At 68.8% G+C, this 21,867-nt stretch carries 24 protein-coding genes; 9 read left to right on the top strand and 15 right to left on the bottom strand.

Features of this window, described 5'->3' with window-relative positions; genetic code table 11:
• Positions 1 to 22: 22 nt before the first annotated feature.
• Positions 23 to 862, bottom strand: coding sequence for a glycosyltransferase family 2 protein (locus tag ON26_RS11525; RefSeq protein ID WP_040796045.1), 840 nt, complete (start codon positions 860 to 862; stop codon positions 23 to 25).
• Positions 859 to 1,959 carry a class I SAM-dependent methyltransferase gene (locus tag ON26_RS11520; RefSeq protein WP_040796044.1) on the bottom strand — a complete coding sequence of 367 codons (1,101 nt, stop codon included), beginning with the start codon at positions 1,957 to 1,959 and terminating at the stop codon, positions 859 to 861. Before ON26_RS11520 ends, ON26_RS11525 begins: the two co-directional genes overlap by 4 nt.
• A 14-nt stretch (positions 1,960 to 1,973) precedes the next feature.
• On the opposite strand from ON26_RS11520, the gene rfbC reads away from it, so the two are divergent.
• On the top strand, positions 1,974 to 2,540 hold the full coding sequence (gene rfbC / locus ON26_RS11515) for a dTDP-4-dehydrorhamnose 3,5-epimerase (RefSeq protein WP_040796043.1): 567 nt from the start codon (positions 1,974 to 1,976) through the stop codon (positions 2,538 to 2,540).
• On the opposite strand, the gene ON26_RS11510 is transcribed toward rfbC, so the two are convergent.
• The 4 genes from ON26_RS11510 to ON26_RS11495 are packed head-to-tail and all read right to left on the bottom strand — an operon-like array spanning position 2,524 to position 6,223.
• Positions 2,524 to 3,552, bottom strand: coding sequence for an NAD-dependent epimerase/dehydratase family protein (locus ON26_RS11510; protein WP_040796042.1), 1,029 nt, complete (start codon positions 3,550 to 3,552; stop codon positions 2,524 to 2,526). The genes rfbC and ON26_RS11510 overlap by 17 nt on opposite strands.
• Complete coding sequence (locus ON26_RS11505) at positions 3,553 to 4,197, bottom strand: PIG-L deacetylase family protein (RefSeq protein WP_040796076.1); 645 nt, start codon at positions 4,195 to 4,197, stop codon at positions 3,553 to 3,555.
• A gap of 5 nt (positions 4,198 to 4,202) precedes the next feature.
• Positions 4,203 to 4,985 (bottom strand): glycosyltransferase family protein, encoded by a 783-nt coding sequence (locus ON26_RS11500; protein WP_040796041.1) that lies wholly within the window; start codon positions 4,983 to 4,985, stop codon positions 4,203 to 4,205.
• The gene (locus ON26_RS11495) at positions 4,982 to 6,223 is read right to left on the bottom strand and encodes a class I SAM-dependent methyltransferase (protein WP_040796075.1); all 1,242 of its coding nucleotides are present in this window, start codon (positions 6,221 to 6,223) and stop codon (positions 4,982 to 4,984) included. The genes ON26_RS11500 and ON26_RS11495 overlap by 4 nt, the downstream gene beginning before the upstream one ends.
• 447 nt (positions 6,224 to 6,670) lie before the next feature.
• Here ON26_RS11495 and ON26_RS11490 point away from each other — a divergent pair, with 447 nt between their 5' ends.
• The gene (locus ON26_RS11490) at positions 6,671 to 8,167 is read left to right on the top strand and encodes a sugar transferase (protein WP_040796040.1); all 1,497 of its coding nucleotides are present in this window, start codon (positions 6,671 to 6,673) and stop codon (positions 8,165 to 8,167) included.
• Between the two features lie 12 nt (positions 8,168 to 8,179).
• Here ON26_RS11490 and ON26_RS11485 read toward each other — a convergent pair whose 3' ends face one another.
• Both ON26_RS11485 and ON26_RS11480 read right to left on the bottom strand, forming a co-directional pair.
• Positions 8,180 to 8,581, bottom strand: coding sequence for a DUF308 domain-containing protein (locus ON26_RS11485; RefSeq protein WP_157171862.1), 402 nt, complete (start codon positions 8,579 to 8,581; stop codon positions 8,180 to 8,182).
• Positions 8,539 to 8,775 (bottom strand): DUF308 domain-containing protein, encoded by a 237-nt coding sequence (locus ON26_RS11480; RefSeq protein ID WP_040796038.1) that lies wholly within the window; start codon positions 8,773 to 8,775, stop codon positions 8,539 to 8,541. The genes ON26_RS11485 and ON26_RS11480 overlap by 43 nt, the downstream gene beginning before the upstream one ends.
• A 148-nt stretch (positions 8,776 to 8,923) precedes the next feature.
• Here ON26_RS11480 and ON26_RS11475 point away from each other — a divergent pair, with 148 nt between their 5' ends.
• Positions 8,924 to 9,493 (top strand): GNAT family N-acetyltransferase, encoded by a 570-nt coding sequence (locus ON26_RS11475; protein WP_040796037.1) that lies wholly within the window; start codon positions 8,924 to 8,926, stop codon positions 9,491 to 9,493.
• A 106-nt stretch (positions 9,494 to 9,599) separates the two neighbouring features.
• Here ON26_RS11475 and ON26_RS11470 read toward each other — a convergent pair whose 3' ends face one another.
• Together ON26_RS11470 and ON26_RS11465 are read right to left on the bottom strand one after the other, a co-directional pair.
• A complete protein-coding gene (locus tag ON26_RS11470; RefSeq protein ID WP_245545816.1) occupies positions 9,600 to 10,538 on the bottom strand; it encodes a coiled-coil domain-containing protein in 939 nt (312 codons plus the stop codon).
• Positions 10,539 to 10,990: 452 nt separating this feature from the next.
• Positions 10,991 to 11,338, bottom strand: a complete 348-nt coding sequence (locus tag ON26_RS11465; RefSeq protein ID WP_051026947.1) for a recombinase family protein — start codon at positions 11,336 to 11,338, stop codon at positions 10,991 to 10,993.
• Positions 11,339 to 11,578: 240 nt separating this feature from the next.
• Here ON26_RS11465 and ON26_RS34905 point away from each other — a divergent pair, with 240 nt between their 5' ends.
• Both ON26_RS34905 and ON26_RS11460 read left to right on the top strand, forming a co-directional pair.
• Positions 11,579 to 11,713, top strand: coding sequence for a hypothetical protein (locus ON26_RS34905; protein ID WP_281032389.1), 135 nt, complete (start codon positions 11,579 to 11,581; stop codon positions 11,711 to 11,713).
• A gap of 96 nt (positions 11,714 to 11,809) precedes the next feature.
• Positions 11,810 to 12,289 carry a hypothetical protein gene (locus ON26_RS11460; protein WP_157171861.1) on the top strand — a complete coding sequence of 160 codons (480 nt, stop codon included), beginning with the start codon at positions 11,810 to 11,812 and terminating at the stop codon, positions 12,287 to 12,289.
• A 60-nt stretch (positions 12,290 to 12,349) separates the two neighbouring features.
• On the opposite strand, the gene ON26_RS11455 is transcribed toward ON26_RS11460, so the two are convergent.
• Entirely contained in the window at positions 12,350 to 13,471 is a 1,122-nt protein-coding gene (locus ON26_RS11455; RefSeq protein ID WP_040796034.1) for a methyltransferase, read from the bottom strand.
• 373 nt (positions 13,472 to 13,844) lie between these two features.
• On the opposite strand from ON26_RS11455, the gene ON26_RS11450 reads away from it, so the two are divergent.
• Positions 13,845 to 14,756 carry an LLM class F420-dependent oxidoreductase gene (locus ON26_RS11450; protein ID WP_040796033.1) on the top strand — a complete coding sequence of 304 codons (912 nt, stop codon included), beginning with the start codon at positions 13,845 to 13,847 and terminating at the stop codon, positions 14,754 to 14,756.
• A gap of 136 nt (positions 14,757 to 14,892) precedes the next feature.
• Entirely contained in the window at positions 14,893 to 16,098 is a 1,206-nt protein-coding gene (locus ON26_RS11445; protein ID WP_040796032.1) for a site-specific integrase, read from the top strand.
• A gap of 197 nt (positions 16,099 to 16,295) precedes the next feature.
• On the opposite strand, the gene ON26_RS11440 is transcribed toward ON26_RS11445, so the two are convergent.
• Both ON26_RS11440 and ON26_RS11435 read right to left on the bottom strand, forming a co-directional pair.
• Positions 16,296 to 16,583 carry an SHOCT domain-containing protein gene (locus ON26_RS11440; RefSeq protein ID WP_373280934.1) on the bottom strand — a complete coding sequence of 96 codons (288 nt, stop codon included), beginning with the start codon at positions 16,581 to 16,583 and terminating at the stop codon, positions 16,296 to 16,298.
• A 151-nt stretch (positions 16,584 to 16,734) separates the two neighbouring features.
• Complete coding sequence (locus ON26_RS11435) at positions 16,735 to 17,250, bottom strand: nitroreductase family deazaflavin-dependent oxidoreductase (RefSeq protein ID WP_051026946.1); 516 nt, start codon at positions 17,248 to 17,250, stop codon at positions 16,735 to 16,737.
• Positions 17,251 to 17,329: 79 nt separating this feature from the next.
• Here ON26_RS11435 and ON26_RS11430 point away from each other — a divergent pair, with 79 nt between their 5' ends.
• A complete protein-coding gene (locus ON26_RS11430) occupies positions 17,330 to 18,046 on the top strand; it encodes an endonuclease/exonuclease/phosphatase family protein (protein WP_040796031.1) in 717 nt (238 codons plus the stop codon).
• 34 nt (positions 18,047 to 18,080) lie between these two features.
• On the opposite strand, the gene ON26_RS11425 is transcribed toward ON26_RS11430, so the two are convergent.
• Positions 18,081 to 18,620, bottom strand: coding sequence for a hypothetical protein (locus tag ON26_RS11425; protein ID WP_245545815.1), 540 nt, complete (start codon positions 18,618 to 18,620; stop codon positions 18,081 to 18,083).
• A 604-nt stretch (positions 18,621 to 19,224) separates the two neighbouring features.
• Between ON26_RS11425 and ON26_RS11420 the strand changes: the two genes are divergently transcribed.
• Entirely contained in the window at positions 19,225 to 20,547 is a 1,323-nt protein-coding gene (locus tag ON26_RS11420) for a family 1 glycosylhydrolase (protein WP_040796029.1), read from the top strand.
• Positions 20,548 to 20,557: 10 nt separating this feature from the next.
• Here ON26_RS11420 and ON26_RS11415 read toward each other — a convergent pair whose 3' ends face one another.
• Positions 20,558 to 21,835: a PucR family transcriptional regulator gene (locus ON26_RS11415; RefSeq protein WP_040796028.1), complete on the bottom strand. Its 1,278-nt coding sequence runs from the start codon at positions 21,833 to 21,835 to the stop codon at positions 20,558 to 20,560.
• Positions 21,836 to 21,867 lie beyond the last annotated feature (32 nt).

Raw genomic sequence — 21,867 nt, 5'->3', positions numbered from 1 at the left:
ACGCGGGTCGTGGTGGACACAGTCATCGGCTCGACCCACGCCCTGCGCGCAGTACCGACGCCGCCCGCACCCGCAACCGTTCCAGCGCCATGCTCGCTATCCGCACGTCACCGACGGCCACGTCCATCGGCGAGAGCAGTCGCGGGCAGTCGCGGGCCAGCCGGTGGTGGAAACGCAGCAGTTCGGTGAGCTTGCTGATCGTGGAGGTGCGGCTGCACAGGTTGAACGTCGAGTCCCGCCAGGCGGCGGCGACCTGCGGCAGCCCGAAGAACATGCCGAACTGGCCGACGCGGGCGAACAGGTCGACATCCATCGGGAACACCAGATCCCCGCGCAGCCCGCCGACGCGATCGAAATGTTCGCGCCGGAACATCGCCGCGGCGGTCGGCCCGAAGTCGGCGGGGCCGCGCCGCACGATGGTGCGCGCCAGCGCTCGCGGACTGTGCACCCCCGACAGACCGGGCAACCCCAGATCGGTTTCGACCAAACCGCCTTGCTCGTCGATCACCTGGAAACGGGTGGAGCTGATGGCGAAAACCGGGTCGCGCATCACCTCCACCTGCGCGGCCAGCGAACCGGGCAGCAGGATGTCGTCGGCACACACCACTTTCACCAGGTCGCCGGTGGACAGACCGATCGCGCGGTTCCAGTTGTCACCGATCGGCAGCGTGGTCTCGTTGCGTTCGACACGCAGCCGCGGATCGTCGAAGGAAGCCGCGATCTCACCGGTGGCGTCGCTGCTGGCGTTGTCGAGCACCAGCAATTCGAAATCCAGATCCTGGTCCAGGATCGAGCGCAGCGTCTGTTCCAGGGTGCGTTCGGCGTCGTAGGCGGGCACGCAGACCGAGACGAGTGCGTTCACAGCGCCCTCCCCGCCACCGGCTGCGCGTCGTCGGCGAAGAACCATCGACCGTCGAGTTCGGGATGGCGACCGGCCACTTCGGCGAGCAGATCCGGCACGGTCAGCAGCACCCGATCCGGGCGGGCGGCGAGCAACCGTTCGGGCGAGATGATCGGGATGTCGGTGCCCGGCATCCGCCTGCCCTGTTTGGCCGGCGCGGCATCGGCGACCGCGCCCAGCAGCGAACGATCGATCCCGGCGCGGCACAGCAACGCCACCGCCCGCGACGCCGCCCCGTAGGCGTACACCCGCGCACCGCGTCCGGCTTCGGCTTCCAGCGCCGCGCGCAGCGCCACGCACTGCCGGTCGGCCGCACGCTGCAGGCCGCGCACCACCTCCGGGTCGCTCATCGGTGCCTCACGCTCGAGCACCCGCGCCACCGACCCGTCGGCCCGCGCCCACCCGGGCACGGCCGCGATCAGCACCGTGCCGCCGTAGAGCTCGAAGTCCCACGCACGCACCACCGACAGCCCGGCCGCGGCCAGCATGTCCCGCAGCACCCCCAACCCGTAATAGGCAAAATGCCCGTGCCGCAAAGCATTCCATTGATCCCCACCGACAATCGTGTGCAACGGATGGTACTGCACCAGCAGCACCCCGCCGTCGGCGGTGGCCGCCGCGCGCCGCGCGAACGCCGCGCGCTGATCGCGTTCGTGCATCAGCCCGAAACAGTCCAGCACCACATCGGCGGCACCATCGACCACGCCGAATCCCCGCGCTGTCAGCAGATCCGCCCAACTGCCCCCGTGCGGGCTGCCGAACTCACGCACCGTACGCCCACGCAGCAGCCCCGCGGCCGCCACCCGGGCGACCGCATCGGCGGCCTGCTCCCGCAACGCGCGCGGCTCCACCCCGCGCGGCTCCTCGGTGACGGTGTCGTCCTGCCCCAATTGCGCCAGACCACAATCCCGGCACAGCAGCATCGCCAGCGGATGCGCCGCCTCCGCCGGGTCATAGGGCTGCTGCACCGGCGGGAACCAATCCGCCGCCGGCATCGATCCCAGGTCCAGCACCGTCTCCACCGCCGTGCCACTGCACCCCAGGCACATCCCGCTCATGGCACCATCACCGGGTGCGCATCCAGACCACCGAACTCGCCGATGTCGAACTGCTGATTCCCGAACCGTTCCACGACGAACGCGGACTGTTCACCCGCACCTTCGACGCCGAGATCTTCGACGCCACCCACGGCGCAGGCGCCGCCGCACGGTTCGTCCAGGACTCCCAGTCCCGCTCGCGGCGCGGCGTGGTACGCGGACTGCACGGGCGACGCGGACGCGGCGAAGCCAAACTGGTGCGCTGCGCGCACGGCGCCGTCCACGACGTCCTGGTCGACATCCGCCCCGGATCGCCCACCTTCGGCCGACATCAGGCATTCCGCCTCGACGACGAGAACTTCCATCACCTCTACGTCCCGCCCGGCTTCCTGCACGGCTTCCAGGCGCTCACCGACACCGCCGACGTCTGCTACCGCATCGACCGCCCGCACGACCCGGCCAAGGACCTGGCCGTCGCCCACGACGACCCCGACCTCGCCGTCGAATGGCCGCTGCCGGTCACCGCGATCTCCGCCCGCGACCGCGCCGCGGGCAGCTGGCAGCAACTGCGCGATTCCGGACACCTCACGCACCGGCCCTGACCCGCCGCAGATCGGCGTCGACCGCACCGGCATCACCCAGAGCCTTCAACCGCGCCAACCGCACGAACCGCCCCGAGAAATCCTGCGCGGTCAACCCGCGCGCGGTGTACTCCCGGTACAACTCGGCCGCGCCGTCGGCGATGCTCCAGCGCGCCTCGAACCCGAGCTCACGCCGCGCCGCCCCGAAATCGACCCGGTACGAACGCGGATCGGCCCCCGATTCGCCGGTGATGACGACCCGCGAACCCGGCACCACCGCGGCCACCGCCTCGGCGATCTCGGCGACGGTCCGGTTGTTGACCTCGGTGCCGATGTTGTAGGCACGCCCGGAAACGCTCGCCACCGGCGCCTCCAAGCACACCGCGAACGCCTCGGCGATATCGGCGGCATGCACCAGCGGACGCCACGGCGTGCCGTCGGAGAGCACCTTGACCACCCCGTCGAGCACCGCGTGCCCGACCAGGTTGTTGAGCACGATGTCGGCACGCAACCGCGGCGAGAACCCGAACGCGGTCGCATTGCGCAGGAACACCGGCGCGAAATCGGCGTCGGCCATCGCCAGCAGATCGCCCTCGACACGCACCTTGCTCTGCGCGTACGGGGTCAGCGGCCGCAGCGGCGCGGACTCGTCGACCAGACCGTCACCGGCGGCCCCGTACACCGAGCATGTCGAGGCGTACAGGAACCGGCGCACCCCGGCGTCCTTGGCCAGCCGCGCCAGCCGCACCGAGGCGTGATGGTTGATGTCGTGGGTGATCTGCGGGACCAGCGCCCCCAGCGGATCGTTGGACAGCGCCGCCAGATGCACCACCGCGTCGAACCCGGCCAGATGCTCGGCCCGCACATCGCGCAGATCCAGCGCCGGGCCGGGCGGGTCGGCGGGTTCGGCGCCGAGCACACAGTCGGCGAAGTAGCCGGTGTCCAAGCCGACGACCTCGTGCCCGCGCGCGGCCAGCACCGGGGTCATGACCGTTCCCAGGTACCCCTGGTGACCGGTGACCAGAACACGCATCTACTTCGTACCTCCGAAATCGACGATCAGTTTGTCCACCACGAACCCCTCCGCGTACGCGGCATGGCATTGCAGGCCCCGCAGGCGCGCCAACCCGAGGAAGGACTCGTCGTCGAACCAGTCCCGATGGGCTTGCGAGGGATAGCAGCGCGCCAGCAACTCGGCTTTGCGCCGGGCGATCCGCGGGGTCACCGGATGCAGCACGTTCGGGCGCGGGGTGTCGGTCTCCCACTTGAGGATCTCGTAGCCGAACACCGCGTGGTCACGGAATTCGGTGGGCGCCAGCTCGGCCAGCAGCCGGTGGTCCTGGTGGGCGTCCCCGCGCTGCGGCGCGAACACCAGCTGCGGTTCGGTACCCGCCCGGAACGCCGCGAGCGCGTCCTTGATCCGGTCCCAGTGCGCTGGCGCGCGCCCGTCGGGCACGTCGAGCACGGTCAGTTCCAGATCGGCCCCGGGACAGAAGGATTCGAGTGCGTGACGTTCTTCGGCGGCGCGGTCGGTACCCGCGCCGGAGAGCACGAGCGCGCGCACCCGCAGGCCCGGGTTGGCGGCGGCGACGCTCAGCAGGGTCGCGCCCATGCCGATCGGGATGTCGTCACAATGCGCACCGAGCACCGCGATCTCGGTGAGTCGCGACGGGGTCATTGTGATCACCGCGCCGGACGCTCCCACACCATCCACGGCCGCTCGCCCCGCACGTAGCCCGCGTCGAGCTCGGCGCGTTCCTTGAACGTGTCGGCCGGTTTCCAGAACCCGAAGTGCTGGTAGCCGAACAACCTGCCCTGGGCGGCCAGCGCCCCGCAGGCGTCCTCGACCAGGTCCCCGTTCTCGGGAAGATGGTCGAAGATCTCCTGGGTGAGGACGAAGAACCCGCCGTTCTCCCAGATCGGCAGCTGCGCGACCGGGGTGATGTTTTTGATCTCCCCGCTCGGCAGCACATCCACACAGTGGAACGACGACTGCGGTGGCACGATCATCATCGACGCCGCCGCCCCGGAGGCCCGGAACTTCTCGATCATGACGTCCAGCGGCGCGTCGGTGAGCACGTCGGAGTAGTTCGCCAGGAACATCTCGTCACCGTCGAGGTGCGGGCGCACCCGGCGCAACCGCTCCCCGATCGCCGATTCCACGCCGGTGTCGACGAAGGTGATGGTCCAGTCCGCGATATCGGAACCGAGCAATTCCACCTTGCCGCCGCGGATGACGAAGTCGTTGGACATCGTCTCCTGGTAGTCGAGGAAGAAATCCTTGATGTGGTGGGCGCCGTAGCCCAGGCACAGGATGAACTCGGTATGCCCGAAGTGCGCGTAGTAGCGCATCACATGCCAGATCAGCGGGCGCGGGCCGACCAGTTGCATCGGCTTGGGTACGCCGTCGCCGTCGCCGGATCGCATGCGCATGCCGTACCCGCCGCAGAAGAGTACGACCTTCACCGCGCACCGACCTCCACCGGTTCGACGACCCGCACCGTGGGCATCGGGAACACCAGCCGCCCGCCCCATGCACCGATGTGGGCCAGTTGGGCGGTCAGTTCCGCCTCCAGGTTCCACGGCAACACCACCACCACATCCGGGCGGTCGGCGTCGATACGTTCGGGAGCGTGGATCGGTATCCGGGTGCCCGGGGTGAACCGGCCGTGCTTGTAGGGGTTGCGATCCACGGTGTACTCGAGCAGATCCGGCCGGATCCCGCAGTAGTTGAGCAGCGTATTGCCCTTGCCCGGCGCGCCGTAGCCGACGACCCGCTTGCCCGCCGCCCGCTGCTCGAGCAGGAACCGCAGCAGATCCTGGCGCACCGCCTGCGCGCGGGTGCGCAGCGCGTCCCAGCCCGCGACGGTGTGCAGGCCGGCGGCGGCTTCGGCGGCGAGCACCTGCCCCACCCGCGCGGTCGGCTCGGCGACCGCGCGCGGGCGGGCCCAGATCCGCAACGACCCACCGTGGGTGCTCAGTTCCTCGACGTCGGCGACGGCCAGCCCGGCGGTGGCCAGCGCGCGCTGCGCCGAATCGAGCGTGTAATACTGAAAATGCTCATGATAAATGGTGTCGAATTGTCCGTACCGCACCAGATTCAGCGCGTGATGCACCTCGATCGAGATCCATCCGTCGGCCGCCACCAGCGTGGCCAGCGCGCGGGTGAACCCGAGCAGGTCCGGGATGTGGGCGTACACATTGTTGGCCACCACCAGGTCCGCGGGCCCGCGCTCGGCCCGCACCTGCGCGGCCAGTTCCGGATCCAGGAACCGTGTCAGGGTCGGCACGCCTGCCGCGCGCGCGGCCGCGCCCACGTTCACCGACGGCTCGATGCCGAGGCAGGGCACGCCCGCATCGACCACATGACGCAGCAGATACCCGTCGTTGCTGGCCACCTCGACCACGAACGAGTCGCCACCGAGCCCGAGCCGCGCGATCGCGCCCGCGACGAACTCGCCGGCATGGCGCACCCAGGAATCGGAATAGGAGGAGAAATAGGCGTATTCGGTGAAGGTCTCTTCCGGGGTGATCAATGCCGGGATCTGCGCCAGCAGGCAGTCCTCACACACCCGCAGATGCAGCGGATAGGTGGGTTCGGGCCGGTCCAGCTCCTCGGCGGACAGGAATTTCTCACACGGGGGTGTGGCTCCCAGGTCGAGCACACTGCTCAACCGAGAAGAGTCACACAGACGACAACGCAACACCGGGCTCCACTCGAACAAAACCTTAATCGCCGGCGGCGCCCCGCAGCCCGAGAAGCGACTTCTCTGCCGACCCCGGAAAGCTAGCACCCGAACGCCGAATTCGCGAGTCCTTCGTTCGGACGACGCTCGTCCCGATCCGAACTCAGCACACCGATAGCTATCGATTCGTCCCCATGGGCGGACTCTGAATCACACCGTCGAGTCCGCTCTGAGCCGTAACTCACGTACGCGCGTACCCTGCGGCGATCCCGCCACACTGTGATCTGCATCCCAGCACTTGTGCCCAACGTGCTTATGTGGCAATACTTTCGCAACAGATCGGCCCGGCTTCGAATCGTCTACGCATGGCGTCGCCGGACGTGCTGTCACAGGCAGGCATTCCGTCCCCCTATTCACCAGGGGCGGAATACGACGGTTCAAGGTTCAAGCTAGGTATTTCTCTCGATGGTCCTCGATCTCACCGGCACCAGCGGTGCCGTAGATCTGCATTTCTCCCGTCCCGGCGAGCGTGACCGCTGGCGCGCCATCTATCTACGCCGCCTCGTCGCCACCGACACCCTCGTCGTCACCGCCGCGGTGTTGCTCGCTCAACTGGTCACCGTCGGCACCGATGCCGGAAATTTGCTCAGCTGGGCTCCCGAACGCACCGTCGCCGCCACCGCGCTCTCCGTCGCAATCATCCTGGCATGGTCGATCGGGTTGGGGTGGAACGACTCTCGCTCCCACCACACCGGCCTCGTCGAGGAATACCGCAGGCTCGCCGGCGCGACACTGCGCGCTTTCGGCGTCACCGCCATCACCGCCGTCGTCACCGACTTCGACCAGGTCCGCGACTACGTGATCGTGTCCATGCCGCTCGGCCTCATCGGCCTGGCGGTGACCCGTGCCCTGTGGCGCGGGCACACCACCCGCCACCGCGCCCTCGGCCGCTACCGCCGATCGGTCCTGGTCGTCGGCGGCGTCGACGCCGCCACCGCGATCGCCACCACCCTGGCCCGCCACCCCCACTACGGCTACGACGTGGTCGGCGTGTGCACCTCCACCGGCGCCGACCCCGCCGAATCGGTCACCCTCTCCGTCGCCGGCCGCGAGATCCCCGTCGCAGGCGACGACCGCTCGGTGCTGCGCGCGGCCCGCCGCACCGAAGCCGACACCGTCGTGGTCATGGCCACCGACCGGCTCGGCCCACGCGACATCCGCCGCCTGGCCTGGGATCTCGATTCCTTCGGTGTCGAGCTCATCGTCGCCCCCGGCGTCATGGACATCTCCGGCACCCGCATGTCCGCCCAACTGCTCGGCGGCATGCCCGTGCTGCACATCGAACGCCCCCAATACGACCGCGCGCTGTCACTGAGCAAAGCCGTCTTCGACATCTGCTTCTCCGCGCTGGTCGTGCTGCTGGTCTCCCCGCTGCTGCTGACCATCGCCATCGCCGTCAAATGCACCAGCCACGGCCCGGTGTTCTATCTCTCCGAGCGGATCGGCATGGACGGCAAGCCCTTCCGGATGATCAAGTTCCGCAGCATGTACGCCCACGCCGACCGCAAGGCCGATCAGCTGATCAGCGCCAACGGCGGCAATCCGCTGTTCTTCAAACTGAAGAACGACCCGCGCGTCACCCCCATCGGCCGGTTCCTGCGCAAGTACAGCCTCGACGAGCTGCCCCAGTTCTTCAACGTGCTGCGCCGCGAGATGAGTGTCGTCGGCCCACGCCCGCAGGTGCGCCGCGAGGTGCACTCCTACGACGGCGTGATGCGCCGCCGCCTACTGGTACGCCCCGGCATCACCGGCCTGTGGCAGGTCAGCGGCCGCTCCAACCTCTCCCCCGAGGAGTCGGTGGAACTCGACATCTCCTACGTCGAGAACTGGTCGATGGCACTGGATCTGTCGATCATCACCCGCACCCTGCACACGGTCGCCAAGGGCGAAGGAGCCTACTGACCGCGACCGGGACTACGCGATCGGATTCATCGACCCGCGCCGAGACCACGCCGTCCGCGTCTCGCCACGCCCGACCCCGGCGAGCGCGAATTCCACCGCGCCGAGCACGACCCACCCCGCCCCGGTCGCCCAGCCGAACGCCGCCGTCGACTCCAGCGGCACGAGCAGCAGCACGATACCCACCACCAGCGTCAACAGCCCCGACAGTTCGTGACGCACCGGATCGGCCAGCTGGTCGTCCCACACCGACACCGTCGCCTGGGTCACTCCCCGCAGTGCGAGGCCGGTGCCCAGCCACATCGACAGCATCGGCACCGAATTACCGCCCTGTACACACAACACCGCGAGCACGACCGTCAACGCGGCACTGATCAGCAGCAACCCCCGCAGCGCCCACCCGAACCGCGCGCCCACGCCAGCACCGCCTGCACACCCGCGCTCAACGCCAGATAACCACCGACAACGAGCTCGAGCATCGGCATCGACTTGTCCGGCCACAGCGCCACGACCACGCCCAGCACCACCGACGCGGCACCGAGCACCAGCATCGCTTCCCGCCCACCGCGGACCTGCGACGCGACCTGCCTTCCACCATAGTTGTCGGGCATAACACCATGATATAAGCGTGCGTGCGGCGAACGTGGCACCTTCGCGATGCCCGGCACGTCGCCTGTCCCGTCTCGCCACAACACCTTCCGGCCACAGGACTTCCCCGACTCCGCTGTGCCGGCATCCCGACCGGCGGACAATGAACCGATGCCCGAGTTGATGCCGCCGGTGATCGACCCTGCCGCCTTCACTGCCCCGCAACCGATACTGACCGACACCGACGGCTTCCAACTGCGACCGTGGGCCGACACCGACGCGTCCGCGGTCTTCGAGGCGTTCCAGGACAGCGCGATCCGCCGCTGGCATGTGCGCACCGCGGAATCGATCGACCACGTACGGCAGTGGCTGCCCCGCTGGCGTTCGGCGTGGTCCACCGGCCACGGTCAGTGGGCCATCACCTGCGGCGGCGAGCTGGCGGGCCGGATCGGACTGCGCCGCACCGACCTCGCCGAAGGCGTCACCGAACTGGCCTACTGGACGATGCCCGCCTGGCGCGGCCGAGCCGTCGCACCCCGCGCCGCGCACCTGCTCATCCGGTGGGCCTTCCACGACATCGGTTTCGAACGCATCGAACTCACCCACTCGGTGCTCAACCAACCGTCCTGCCGCGTCGCCGCCAAATGCGGTTTCCCACTCGAAGGCACCCTGCGCGGCGCGGGGCGTCACCACGACGGCCGCCACGACATGCATCTGCACGCACGACTGCGCACCGACTGATCCCCATCGGCCGACCGCCACCCATCCGGGTCACGGGCCGGTTCTGCGGACCCCTCGCCACTGCGCGCCGGTTCGCGCCGACCGGCCGACGCCGGTGCGAACTCATCTACGTCGGTTCGGTCGCACTCACCGGCCGTCGCTGTGTCAGAAGATCGTCCAGCTGACGCTCGGCACGCTCGGCGCGAGCGAGCGTCTGCGCGCGGGCATCGTCGAGCGCGGTGATCCGCTGTGCCGCATCGGCGCGCGCCCGCTCCAGCGTTTCCGCGGCCTCGCTGCGCTGGGCTGCCAGAGCCGCCTCGGCCGCACGGCGAGCGTGGTCGGCTTCGGCACGGACTCGATCCAGCTCGCCGCGTGCCCGATCGAGTTCGCCTCGGAGGCGGGAGAGTTCGGTGCGGGTCTCCTCGAGCAGTTGCTGACGTTCGGCGGCGATCTGCTCGGTGCGGGTGACACTACGATCGGCGTCGGCAGCGCGTTGCACCGCCAGGTCCCGTTCGGACGCCGCGGCGGTGATCTGCTGGGCGGCTTCGCGACGCGCCTGTTCGATCTCGGTGGTCGCTTTCGCCCGCGCGCCCCGGATGTCCTCCTCGGCCTGTTGCCTGATCCGCTCGATCTCCCGCTCCGCCTCCTGCCGCGCCGCCCTGATCTGCTCCTCGGTCTCGCTGCGGACGGCGAAGATCTCATCGGAGGTCCGCGCCACGACCTGTTCGACTTCCCGCAGTGCCTCCTCCCGCGCCGAATTCGCCTCCGCGATGAGCCCTTCGGCGCGCTCGGCCGCCGCCGCGGCATCGTCGGCGGCCTCCATGGCCCCGCGCCTTTCCTCATCGGCTTCTCTGCGCGCCTGCTCGGCCGCCGCCGCCGCCATCTCCGCCTCGGCGATCCGTCGGGCCGCATCGGCCTGCACGGCCTGGACCTGCGCCTCAGCCACCGAGGGATCGGCGAGCGTGGACAGTTCGGCCACCGCCGAGCCGAGGGTGGTGTTCAGCTGCTCGGCCAGATTCCGGAATTGGGTGAGCAGTTCATCGGCACGCAACCGCGCGGCCGTCACCGGGCCTTGTTGCGTCACAGTGACGTTTGCGCCGGGGGGCTGATCAGCTCCCTGCTGCAGCCTCTGCCGCTCACGCCAGGCCCGCCAGCGGGTGTGGTCGGGGTGATCGCAGTATTCCGAGGGCCGGCCCGGGCCCCCGCCGCGGGTGATGGGTCGATGACAGCCGGGGTAGTTGCACACGCTGGACACCGGAGAATCGTAGCGTTGTTTTCGTTGAATCCAACGTATTACGACGGAACATATCGCTCGATGTCGTCCGACGACTCCGTCAAGTCTGACCTCCGATAAGTGAACCTTATCGGAGGTCAGACTCCGAGCGCTCCGGCGAGCCCCTGCGTTCCGGTGGTGCACCCGCCAATATCGTCACGCTTCCGTTTGCGTGTGCACACGCAACGTAAAGTGACGGAACGGGTGTCGAAAACTGTGCTCGGTGGTACCGACGTCCAACTACGTCACGTGTGTCCGGTCGCACCAGAACTGCTCTGGTCGCACGTGAGTTGAGCCGATCCAGTTGGTGGTCGCACCCGACCTGCCCCGCTGGAGAAGGAGATTTCAGTTGAACTGCCCTGATCGAGCACCACCGGATCCACCTGTCGTTCGGCGAGATCGGCGGCGAGGTCGATCAGATGCCCGAGAGTGCGACCCGGACGGTCGAGTTCGGTGACCACCAGTTGGTCGCCGGGCCGGGTCGCGACCAGTAGTGCCTGTCCAACTCCGGTCGCGCGGCGAGCTTGTCGAGGAACGCCGGCCGCGGTGAGCGCGTCGCGTTGCCCGTCGGGGTTCTGGTCGGTGGTCGACACACGCCCATTGCCGATTCTCCCGACCGGGGATGTATCGGAAACCTCCGACAGGTTGACGTTGGCGCGTACACGGCATGTGTTGCAGACCCGACCTGCAAACACTGTGCCGCGGTGGGTGGAGAGTGACCAGCCGTCCTCACCTACGCGGCGTGTTCTCTACTCCCCCGTGGCATACGGTGGTGATGATCGAAGACGCCCGCGCACAATGCCGCAAGCGTCGCGAATCCCTTGTTCACGTTCATGGCGCTGACGCTCCTCCGGGAGCGCACCCGCATCGCTCGCGCCATCACCGACCTCGAGGAATCCATGGCCGCGCTCGACGCCGTCATCGCCGCCGCCCCGGCCGACATCGCACGCCGCGCCGCCGGTTCGTGATCTTCCCGTGGGCGCGCCGGAACCCTCGACACGACACCACGCGGCACACTGATCACTCGGCGAACCCGAACACGGGCCTCATCAACCCATCGCGCGATGAAGCGATCGGAGGGCAGCGCGAAAATGGCCGGAACAACGCCCGATACGCCACGCGCGACCCCCTGGCACCTCTGGGTCGTCGGCGGCGCCTCCGTCTTCTTCTACGGCGTCGGCGCCTACGACCACGCCATGGCGCTCAGCGAGAACGCCACCTACTTCCGTGCGCAGAACTACGACAGCGCGCAGATCCGGTACTTCACCGACTACCCACTCGCACCGGCCGTCTTCTGGACCATCGGCATCTGGAGCACCCTCCTCGCCGCGATCCTGCTGCTCGCCCGCAGCCGACGATCCGTTCCGGCCGCCGCCACCGGACTGCTCGGGCTGCTGATCCTCGCCGTCCTCACCTTCGGATTCGGCGACCGCTGGCATACCCTCGGCCCGCAACCGGCCGTGTTCGACATCGGCGTGCTACTGCTGACGACAGGACTCGTCGTCTACTGCCGCGGGATGAAGTCGCGGGGAGTCCTGCGCTGAACTCACCGGACCGCCCGGCAGCGGTCCACCGCCACCGAAACCGTTGCGGCCCGCGCGGACTCAGCGGACGGCCAGACGCCACAGCGACGTGACTTCCGCAGCCCGCGCCGAATGCAGCGGGTCGGCGGTGTCCCGCGCTCGCGGATGCGCCGGACCGGTGTCGATCCGGTCCACCACCCGCAACCCCGCCGCCGCGATCGCGTTCAGCAGATCACCACGTGACCGCAGACCCAGGTGTTCGGCCAGGTCCGACAAGACGAGCCAGCCTTCGCCACCCGGTTCGAGATGATCGGCGAGTCCGTCCAGAAAGCCACGCAGCATGTCGCTGTCCGGGTCGTAGACGCCCTGCTCCACGGTGGAGGTGGGCCGCGCGGGGATCCACGGCGGATTACAGACGACGAGGTCGGCCCGACCGTCGGGGTAAAGGGCCGGACCGTGGACATCGATGCGGTCGGTCAGGCGCAGCCTGCCGACGTTCTCCCGGGCACAAGCCAGAGCGCGCGGGCTGATGTCCGTGCAGACGATACGGCCGAAACCGCGGTGCGCCAGCACGGCCGCGAGCACACCCGTCCCCGTGCCGAGGTCGAAGGCGACCCGAGCGGTGCCCGACGCGGGCAGCGGCGCACCGGCGACGAGATCGACGTACTCACCCCTGACCGGGGAGAACACACCGTAGTGCGGGTGGATTCGCGCATCCAGAGCAGGCACCCGCACCCCCTTGCTCCGCCACTGATGCGCCCCGATCACCCCCAGCAACTCGGTCAACGAGACCGCCAGCGGCTCGCCGGACGGCCCGTAGGCCTCGGCGCAGGCCACCCGCACGTCGGGAGCTCTACGCAGATCCAGGCGGTAATCGTCGTCCAGCAGAACCAGCAACCTGCCCAGCACGCGCGCCCGGTGGTTACGCGACCGACGATGCAGGTGGAAGGACTCGGCCGGGCTGTCGCCTCGCCCGGCAGGTTTGCGGTCGACGCGGCGACCCAGCGCCCGCAACAACTGACGGCCGTTGTGGAAGTCGCCCCGCCACAACAGGTCGGTGCCTTCGCAGGCCAACCGGTAGGCGATGCCGGCCTTCATGCTGTCGTCCACGCCGACGACCTGCCTGGGCGGCGGTGCGGCGCTCTCGGAATGCCATCGGGCGGAACGGGCCGTGCTCGTCTCGGTCCATCGGATCGTCGACACCAGGTACTCCTCGTGATCGCGTGCGGGAACGTGCAGATCACTTCGACGAGGAGCAGGAGCAACGACCCGCGCGCCAGCGCGAGGCACGTGCGTTCAGGGCAGGCGAGGCTACCGCTCCCGCGTCGAAGCGCGAGAAGAGGGATCACCGAGCACCATGCCGAGCGTCACGACCAGCCCTTTCACAGAGATGACGCACCACAATCCCACAGGCTCCGCGCCGTGGGCAAACCACCCCGTCGGCATCCCCGACCGCCACACCACGCATCGCGCAGTACTGGTAGCCGATGCCCCACGACGGGGACGAGCCGACGCGTAGGCTTCGGGCAAGTACCAAGATCGGACTCCCCCACCGGGACCACGAGAAGGAGACGCCGTGCGGATCGGAATCCTGCTGAACGAACACCCCGGCCCCGACAGCCTGCGCCTGTTCACCGACGAACTGCGCCGGGCCGCCGACGACGGGTTCGACTCGGCATGGCTGCCGCACGTCTTCGGCGTCGACGCGCTCACCGCCCTCGCCATCGCAGGCAGCCGGGTCCCGGAAATCCCCATCGGCACCGCCGTCGTCCCCACCTACCCGCGCCACCCCGGTGCCCTCGCCCAGCAGGCGCGCAGCACCGCCCTCGCCGTCGGACCCGACCGGCTCACCCTCGGCATCGGCCTGTCCCACAAGATCGTCATCGAGAACATGTACGGCTACGACTTCGGTCGCCCCGTCCGGCACATGCGCGAATACCTCGACGTGCTGAACCCGCTGCTCGACGGCAACCCGGTGTCGGTCACCGGCGAGACCGTCACCGCCAACCTGGCTCTCACCGTGCCCGACGCGGGCCGCATCCCGGTCCTCGTCGCCGCACTCGGCGAACAGATGCTGAAACTGGCCGGGCGAGCCACCGACGGCACCATCCTCTGGATGACCGGCCCCACCACCATCCGCGAGCACATCGCCCCCACCATCACCGCGGCCGCCGACGCCGCGGGCCGCACCGCGCCGCGCATCGTCTGCGCCCTCCCGGTCCTGGTCACCGACGAACCCGAAGCCGCACGCGAACGCGCGGGCAAGGTCTTCAGGATGTACGGCAGCCTCCCGTCCTATCGCGCCATGATGGACCGCGAAGGCGTCACCGGCCCCGCCGACATGGCCATCGTCGGCACCGAGGAACAGGTCGCCGAACGCGTCCGCGGCGTATTCGACGCGGGCGCCACCGAATTCGTCGGCATCGTCTTCGACAGCGGCGAAGCCGCCGGACGCACCCGCAAACTGCTCACCAGCCTGAAGGGCTGAGACGGAGGCCCGTCGGCGCACCCGGCCGCCGAACACCACCCACCCACATGACGTTGCCCCGACCACGGCAGGTCGGGGCAACTCGCGTCACAGCACCGGCGAAACCCTTGCCCACGACGATCATGAAGGAGAGCGCGTGACGACAGAATCGGCGACAGTCGTCGCGCTACCGGATTCCGTGCGCGGTGAACTCCGCCGCGGTGTGGGCAGCGTGCTCGTCGACACGGCCGCCCTGCGCCTGGTGCGCGAACGGTTCGACGACGGGCAGGCAGGCGCGCTCGGCCGCTACCTCGAAGCCTCACAATCGCCGAACACCCTGCGCGCCTACCGAACCGACTGGATCGCATGGGCCGCATGGTGCGCGGGCGAAGGGCGCCAAGCGCTGCCCGCCGAACCCCTCGACGTCGCCGTCTACCTCGCCGCCGCCGCCGACGCCACCCGCGAAGACGGCGGCTGGGCCTTCAGCCCCGCCACCCTCGAACGCAAATCGGCCGCCATCGCCGCGGTGCACGCCGCCAACGGCCTCGCCTCCCCCACCCGCTCCGATGTCGTGCGCCTGACCCTGCGCGGCATCCGCCGCACCCGGCGCACCGCGCCCACCAGAAAACGCCCCGTCCTGCTGCACACCCTCGAACAACTCCTCGACGGCCTGCCCGAACCCGGCTGGCCCACCGAACCCGCCCGCCGCCGCGACGCCCTGGCCTTGCTCGTCGGCTTCGCGGGCGCCCTCCGGCGCAGCGAACTCGCCGGACTCCGCATCGGCGACATCGAAGTGCGCACCGACCACAGCACCGGCGAACCGCTGTTGCTCATTCACCTCCCCACCACCAAAACCGACCCCACCGGCACCGCCGAACACCGCGTCGCCCTGCCCCGCGGCCGCCATCCGCACACCTGCCCGGTCTGCGCCTACGCCGACTGGCTGCGAATCCTGCAAACCCACCACCGCGGCGGAACAGCCGCGGTCCAGGAGCACTGCCGCGGCCCGCGCCCCGACGCCGCCATCCACCGCTGCCACAGCTTCACCGGCCTACCCGCCGAATACGACCAAAAGCCCCTGCTGCCCACCATCACCCGCCACGGCCATATCGGTGAGCGCCCCATGTCCGGTCGCGCCATCGCCGAGCTCGTCAAACGCTACGCCGCCCGCGCCGGACTCGACCCGGCTCTGTTCTCCGGCCACTCCCTGCGCGCGGGCTTCGCCACCCAAGCCGCGCTCGGCGGCGCAGGCGACCGTGAGATCATGCGCCAAGGACGCTGGTCCAACCCGCGCACCGTGCACGGCTACATCCGCACCGCCGACCCACTCCAGGACAACGCCGTCACCAAACTCGGACTCTGAACTACCACCTGGTGTGCGCTGGCACGCGACGCTCGGCCCGCCTGACCGACCACCCCGAATCCCCGCTGTCCGTCGCCGATCCACATACGCCGGGGGCTGCCGCGAGGCGACCAGAGCCGACGAATACCGCATGCCTCCGATACCGCCCGCCGTCACGATCGACTCAGGCAACGGCATCCCGGACATCGGGCTACCGCCTACCGGGGTGGAGGCGCACCGGGCCCGCGCAGAGTGTTCAACCGGTCCAGATACTCGTCTCGGTCGATCTCACCGCGAGCGAACCGATCGGCCAGAACCTGCTCCGGACCGAAGGGCGGCGGCCCGGGCGGCGCGGGCGGCTGACGGCTGTCGGACGCCATGGCGTATCTGACCAACAGCACGATGCCCGCGATCAGCAGCGCCCAGAACAGCACCGTCCCGATGCTCATCCAGGCGTATCCCCATCCGCTCATGTCGTGGCCGTACCAGAACATCATCGTCGTCATCTCCTAGAGAGCAGCCCGATCCAGTTCCCTCTCCAGCCTGCCCCCTGCGTGTCGCCGCCGCCACAGCCGCGCCCCGACCTACCGGTGCCGGGCACTTCCTGGCCTCCGACGGATATACCTCGCTACCGGAAGTCCTCGACGTGATCCGCGCTCACTCGGTCGAACTTGCCGCACCGGACTCTCCAGCGCCGTAGATCCGCCGCAATTCGAACATCCGGAACTCGCGCCCACCCGAAAGCTCGCACTCCATCGCGTAACCCGGCCAATAGCGCACCGCCCGGTCCCACAGTTCCCTCCGGCGCGGACCGGTCACCTCCACGACCCGGACCCGGAACCGCTCACCACCGGCGTGCACGACAGCGGTCTCGGCAGCGCGCAGATTCGCCGACCACACCGGGTGGGCAGGCTTGCCCCAGTTCGATCCCAGAACGAGATAGTCCCCGTCCAGCGGCACATACAGCAGCGCGGTGGTCCGCGCTATGCCCGTCTTGCGGCCTGGCACCGTCAGTTCCAGAGCAGGCAGGCCGGCAAGATCGAGCACCCCCATACGGCCGCCGCTCAATCGCCGGGACAGCCGTTCCAACCGCATCACCACCGGGCCGGTGCGCATCACCCACCGCCACTGCGCGAGCCGACGGGCAATCCTGGGCAACGGGTTCGCGGCCATTTCGCCATCTTGGCACGATTCGCCCGCCACACACCGGGAACCGCGACGAGCGCGCACGAATCGGTAGCATCGGTTCACGATGATCACGGTCGCCACCTGGAACGTCCTGCACCGCATCCACGCCGACAATTGGGGTGAGGAGGCGCCGCAGCGGTGGCCGGACGAAGCCGCGCGCATCACCGCGGTCACCGAATGGATCGCGGGCAGACCCGAGCAGATCATCGCCCTCCAGGAGGTCAGCGGCGATCTGCTCAACAGCCTGCGCATAGCCCTTCCCGACCGCACCGTGCTGCACTTCCGCTATCCCCGCATGCCCACGCCGCGGCGGGTCGCCGCCGAACTCACCGAGCCCGCGGAGTACCTGGTGCTGATCCTCGACCAGCCCGCCCGGAAGATCGCCGCCGAAGCATTCCCCGACGATCCCGGCAAAGGCGTCCTCGCCGTCCAGGTCGGCGAACCGATAGTGGTGGCAACGCATCTCAGCGGGGCCCGGCGCAATCGCGGCCAGCTCGACCGCCTGGCCCGCTTCGCCCGCGCCCACCCCGGAACTCCCATGGTCATCCTCGGCGACTTCAACACCTCCCGCGAAGCCGTGGCCGCGCACCTGCCCGAATTCACCGTCGCCACACTCCCCGCTTCCGCCCGGCCGACCCGCCCCCGGTCGGAACCGGGCCGCTCCCGCGACATCGACCACATCGTCGTCCGAGGGCTGCGGATCGCCGACGCCGATGTCGACAACAGCGGCGACCGCTCCGACCACAACTACGTCCACGCCACCTTGACCGAGGCCCGGTAGCGCGCCGGTCGGCACTCCGGCAACGCACCGGTGGCTAGGTCACGTAGAACGTATAGGTCGCGAACCGATCGCGTGTGCTGCCCGCGTCCTCCCAGGTGTAACCGTGGCGGCCGATGTGCTCCAGCCGGATTCGGGTGTCGGCGAAGACGCCGAACCCACTGCGGCGAGCGCGCTCGCAGAACGCGTAATCCTCGCCCAGATACCAGTGGTCACGCTTTCCCTGCGGCAGTAGCAGCGGCAGGAAATACGGGACGGTGCCGCGTCCGAACCGTCGATTGCAGACCGGCAGGCCTTCGTGCACGGCCATCTTCTCGTAGAGCTCTCGCCGGGTGTACAAGAATCCGGCGGCCGCATAGCGGATCTCGAGCAGACCACCGGCTTCCCCGAAGTCGATCCGCTCGGTGTCCGGCATGAGACTGCACGCCAGTTCACGCAGCCCCTTCTTCGGATAGATACCCGACACCAGCGCCAGGTCGTGGGAACGCAGCAGATCCACGGCATCCGGATCGAAGCCGATGTCCGAGTCGATCCACATGAGCTCGTCGAACCCGTCCGCCAGAGCGTCGGTGGCCATCTGGCTGCGTCCCTGGTCGATAGCGGAGAAACCCGGCACCCGACGAACCGGAAAGCCACGCCGCTCCAATTCCTGCAGCCCGCGCGCGCACTCGGGCTCGATATAGCCACCCACCGGCACGAGCACTACACAGCGCGATGGATCCATCGCCGGCACACCACCTGTCGAATCTTCACTCGGTCGGAATCGACCGTACCGGTCACCACGCGCGCCGGCAGTCCAGCCGCAACAGAACGGTCTGCCACTCTCGTGGCGGTACTGCGAGTTCGGCTGGACTGCAGACCCCGCCCCCGCTTGTCTTTGTTTGTTTTGGGCGTGAGGTCGGAGGTTCGGGTTGTGGGTGAAGGGTGGATTTATATAGTTAGATGCGCATATCTACGTACCGACATTGGCTTTTGTCGATCTCGGATGAACCGGTCCCGGCACCCGCAACATCGCGAGCAGCTCCGGCTCGCATCGAGAACAGCTGCCCCACAACGTAATTGCCGATGACGGGCTCACCGCACTCCCCCGCGCGGAATACTGCCTTGCAAGTGACCCCCTACCCCGCCGGGATGGGATTCGTCGGCCCAGGACCGGACTCCCCCGCCTCGGAACCAGGAGCATGATGTCTTCTCGTCGCCGACTGACTCTCGCCGGCCTGGCGACCACCTTCACTCTGCTCGTCAGCGGCAATCCGGGGCCTGCGAGCAGCGTGCCCGCACCCGATGCGATCGCCCCGGTCGGGCAGGATTTCCTCTGGGGCGTGGCCTCTTCCGGCTTCCAATCCGAAGGGGACGCCCCGGACAGCAACTGGTCGCGCTATGTCGCCCGGGGAAGAACCGAGGATCCTTACCAGAACTCGGTGGATTTCCACGGCCGGTACCGTTCCGATATCGCGCTCGCCGCGGAACTGGGTGTGCGGGTGTATCGCATCGGCATCGAATGGGCACGGGTGCAGCCCGCGCCGGACACCTGGGACGAAGCAGGTTTCCGGTTCTACGACGACGTGGTCGCCTCGATCCGGGCGGCGGGGATGCGGCCGATGATCACGCTGGACCACTGGGTGTATCCGGGTTGGCAGGTGGACCGCGGCGGCTGGGGCGATTCGGGGATGGTGGCATCCTGGCTCGCCAACGCGCGCCGGGTTGTCGACCGCTACGCGTACGCCGATCCGCTGTGGGTGACCTTCAACGAGCCGATGGTCTACCAGGTCAGGGAGGTGACCCTCGGTGGTCTCGCGGCCGGCGACGCGCCGGCCATGCACGACCGGATCGCCCAGGCGCACAATGCGATCTACGACCATATCCACGCCGTGCAGCCCGGCGCGATGGTCACGAGCAACGTGCCCTACATCCCGGCCGTCGAAGACCTCGTCAACAAGCCGCTGCTGGACAAGATCGCCGCCCGGCTGGACTACATCGGGATCGACTACTACTACGGCCTCTCCCCCGACGCGCTGACCGGCGAGTGGAGCATCGCGGAACTCTGGAAGAACCCGTTGCACGCCGAGGGCATCTACTACGCCCTGCGCCATTACGCCCGAGCATTTCCCGGCAAACCGCTCTACATCGTGGAGAACGGCATGCCCACCGATGACGGGCAGCCGCGCGCCGACGGCTACGGTCGCGCCGATCACCTGCGCGACACCGCCTACTGGCTGCAACGTGCCGTAGCCGACGGCATGACTGTGATGGGTTACAACTACTGGACTCTGACCGACAACTTCGAGTGGGGTTCCTACCGTACGCGTTTCGGCCTCTACACGGTCGACGTGCGCACCGACCCGACGCTTACCCGCAGACCCACCGATGCCGTGGCGGCCTACCGCGAGATCACCCGGGCGGGCGGCGTCCCCGCCGACTACCGGCCCACCCGCGACCCGCGCCTGTGCTCGCTGGTCGACGGGATCGCCGGCTGCCTGGCGCCGGTCACCGTGCCACGGTGACCGGCGGGAGTCAGGCGCGCCTGCCGATGCGCACGGGGGAATCCGCGAAATCGTGCGCCGCCGGGCGTTCGTTGACGTGATGCGTGCGGGCGACCAGGGCCGATCGCAGATACCACAGGCCGGCCGGCTTGGTCGGATCGAAGGCGATCAGCTGGCCGATCCGCTTGAGCCGGTAGTCGACGGTGTTGGTGTGCACGTGCAGCAGTCTGGCCGTGCGCTGCCGGTTGAGGTTGGTGGCGATGTGCACGCGCAGTGTTTCCAGCAACTCCGGGTACTCCTCGAGCGGATCGAGCAGCGCGCCCAGGAACTCCAGTGCCGGGCCGGGCCGCGTGAGCTGGTACTCCAGCGCCAGGTCGGTGAATCGATACAGTCCCGACTCGCAGTGCATCCGATGCACCATGTCCAGCAGCTCGTGCGCCTGGTCGGCGGCCTGCGGGATCTCCGCGGGCGCGGCTGCCACGACGGTCGCGCGGACCGGCACCTGTGCGGCCGTCGACAACCCGGCGACCAGCTCGTCGAGGTCCCGGTCGGCACAGGTGGGGACCGGGATGAGGACGGTGCCGCCGTCCACGCTCAGCAGTGACAGGGCGGTCTCGCCGCATCTGGTCGCGAGTTCCGCTTGCAGTCTGCGCAGTTTGCGCCTGGCCACGACACCGGCGTCCAGCGCCGGATTGCGCTCGTCGCGGTGCGGCGGAATGGCCAGCGCCACAACGTGGTACTCCTCGGCCAGCGGTATGCCGCATTCACGCACCATGGTCGAGGTGCTGTTGCCCGCCAGCAACGCCGAGGTCAGCGTGTGCGCCGCGGTGTGATGCTCGCTCACCACCGCGCGCAGCTCGCGCACGTAGGCCGAGGAGACGGCCGCAGTCACGGTGTCGAGGATTTCCATGAACCGGCGCGCGACTTTCACCAGGCTCTCGTAATCCTGTGCGCTGGCCTGGGATTGGATCACCTCGAAGCTGAGTTTGAAGCCTTCGTGGATGGCGTGCTGGATGGTGTCGATCGGGATGCCCTCGCGCGCCCAGCCCGCGGCGGCGGTGGCGACGCTGTCGATGTCCTCGCCGATCTCGTCGCCGTCGAGCATCCGCATCGCCAGTTGGAGACACACCCGGGTGACGGCGGTCACATCACCGCTGAGCGCCTCGCCGGGCAGCGTCCCGCAGGGCGCGACGTTCTGGACGAAGTGCCCGACCATCCGGCGCGAAATCGTGCGAACATCCCTCAGGTGTGTGGAAGCGGGCCGGCCGGAGACGATCAGGTCCGGATCGGTCGTGGGGGGTGGGGTCATGGAGATTCCTTCCGCCCGAGTAGCGCAGCGCT

Origin of the sequence: Nocardia higoensis NBRC 100133, from assembly GCF_000308595.1 — a bacterium.
GTDB lineage: Bacteria > Actinomycetota > Actinomycetes > Mycobacteriales > Mycobacteriaceae > Nocardia > Nocardia higoensis.
This window is presented reverse-complemented; position numbering and strand designations above follow the sequence as displayed.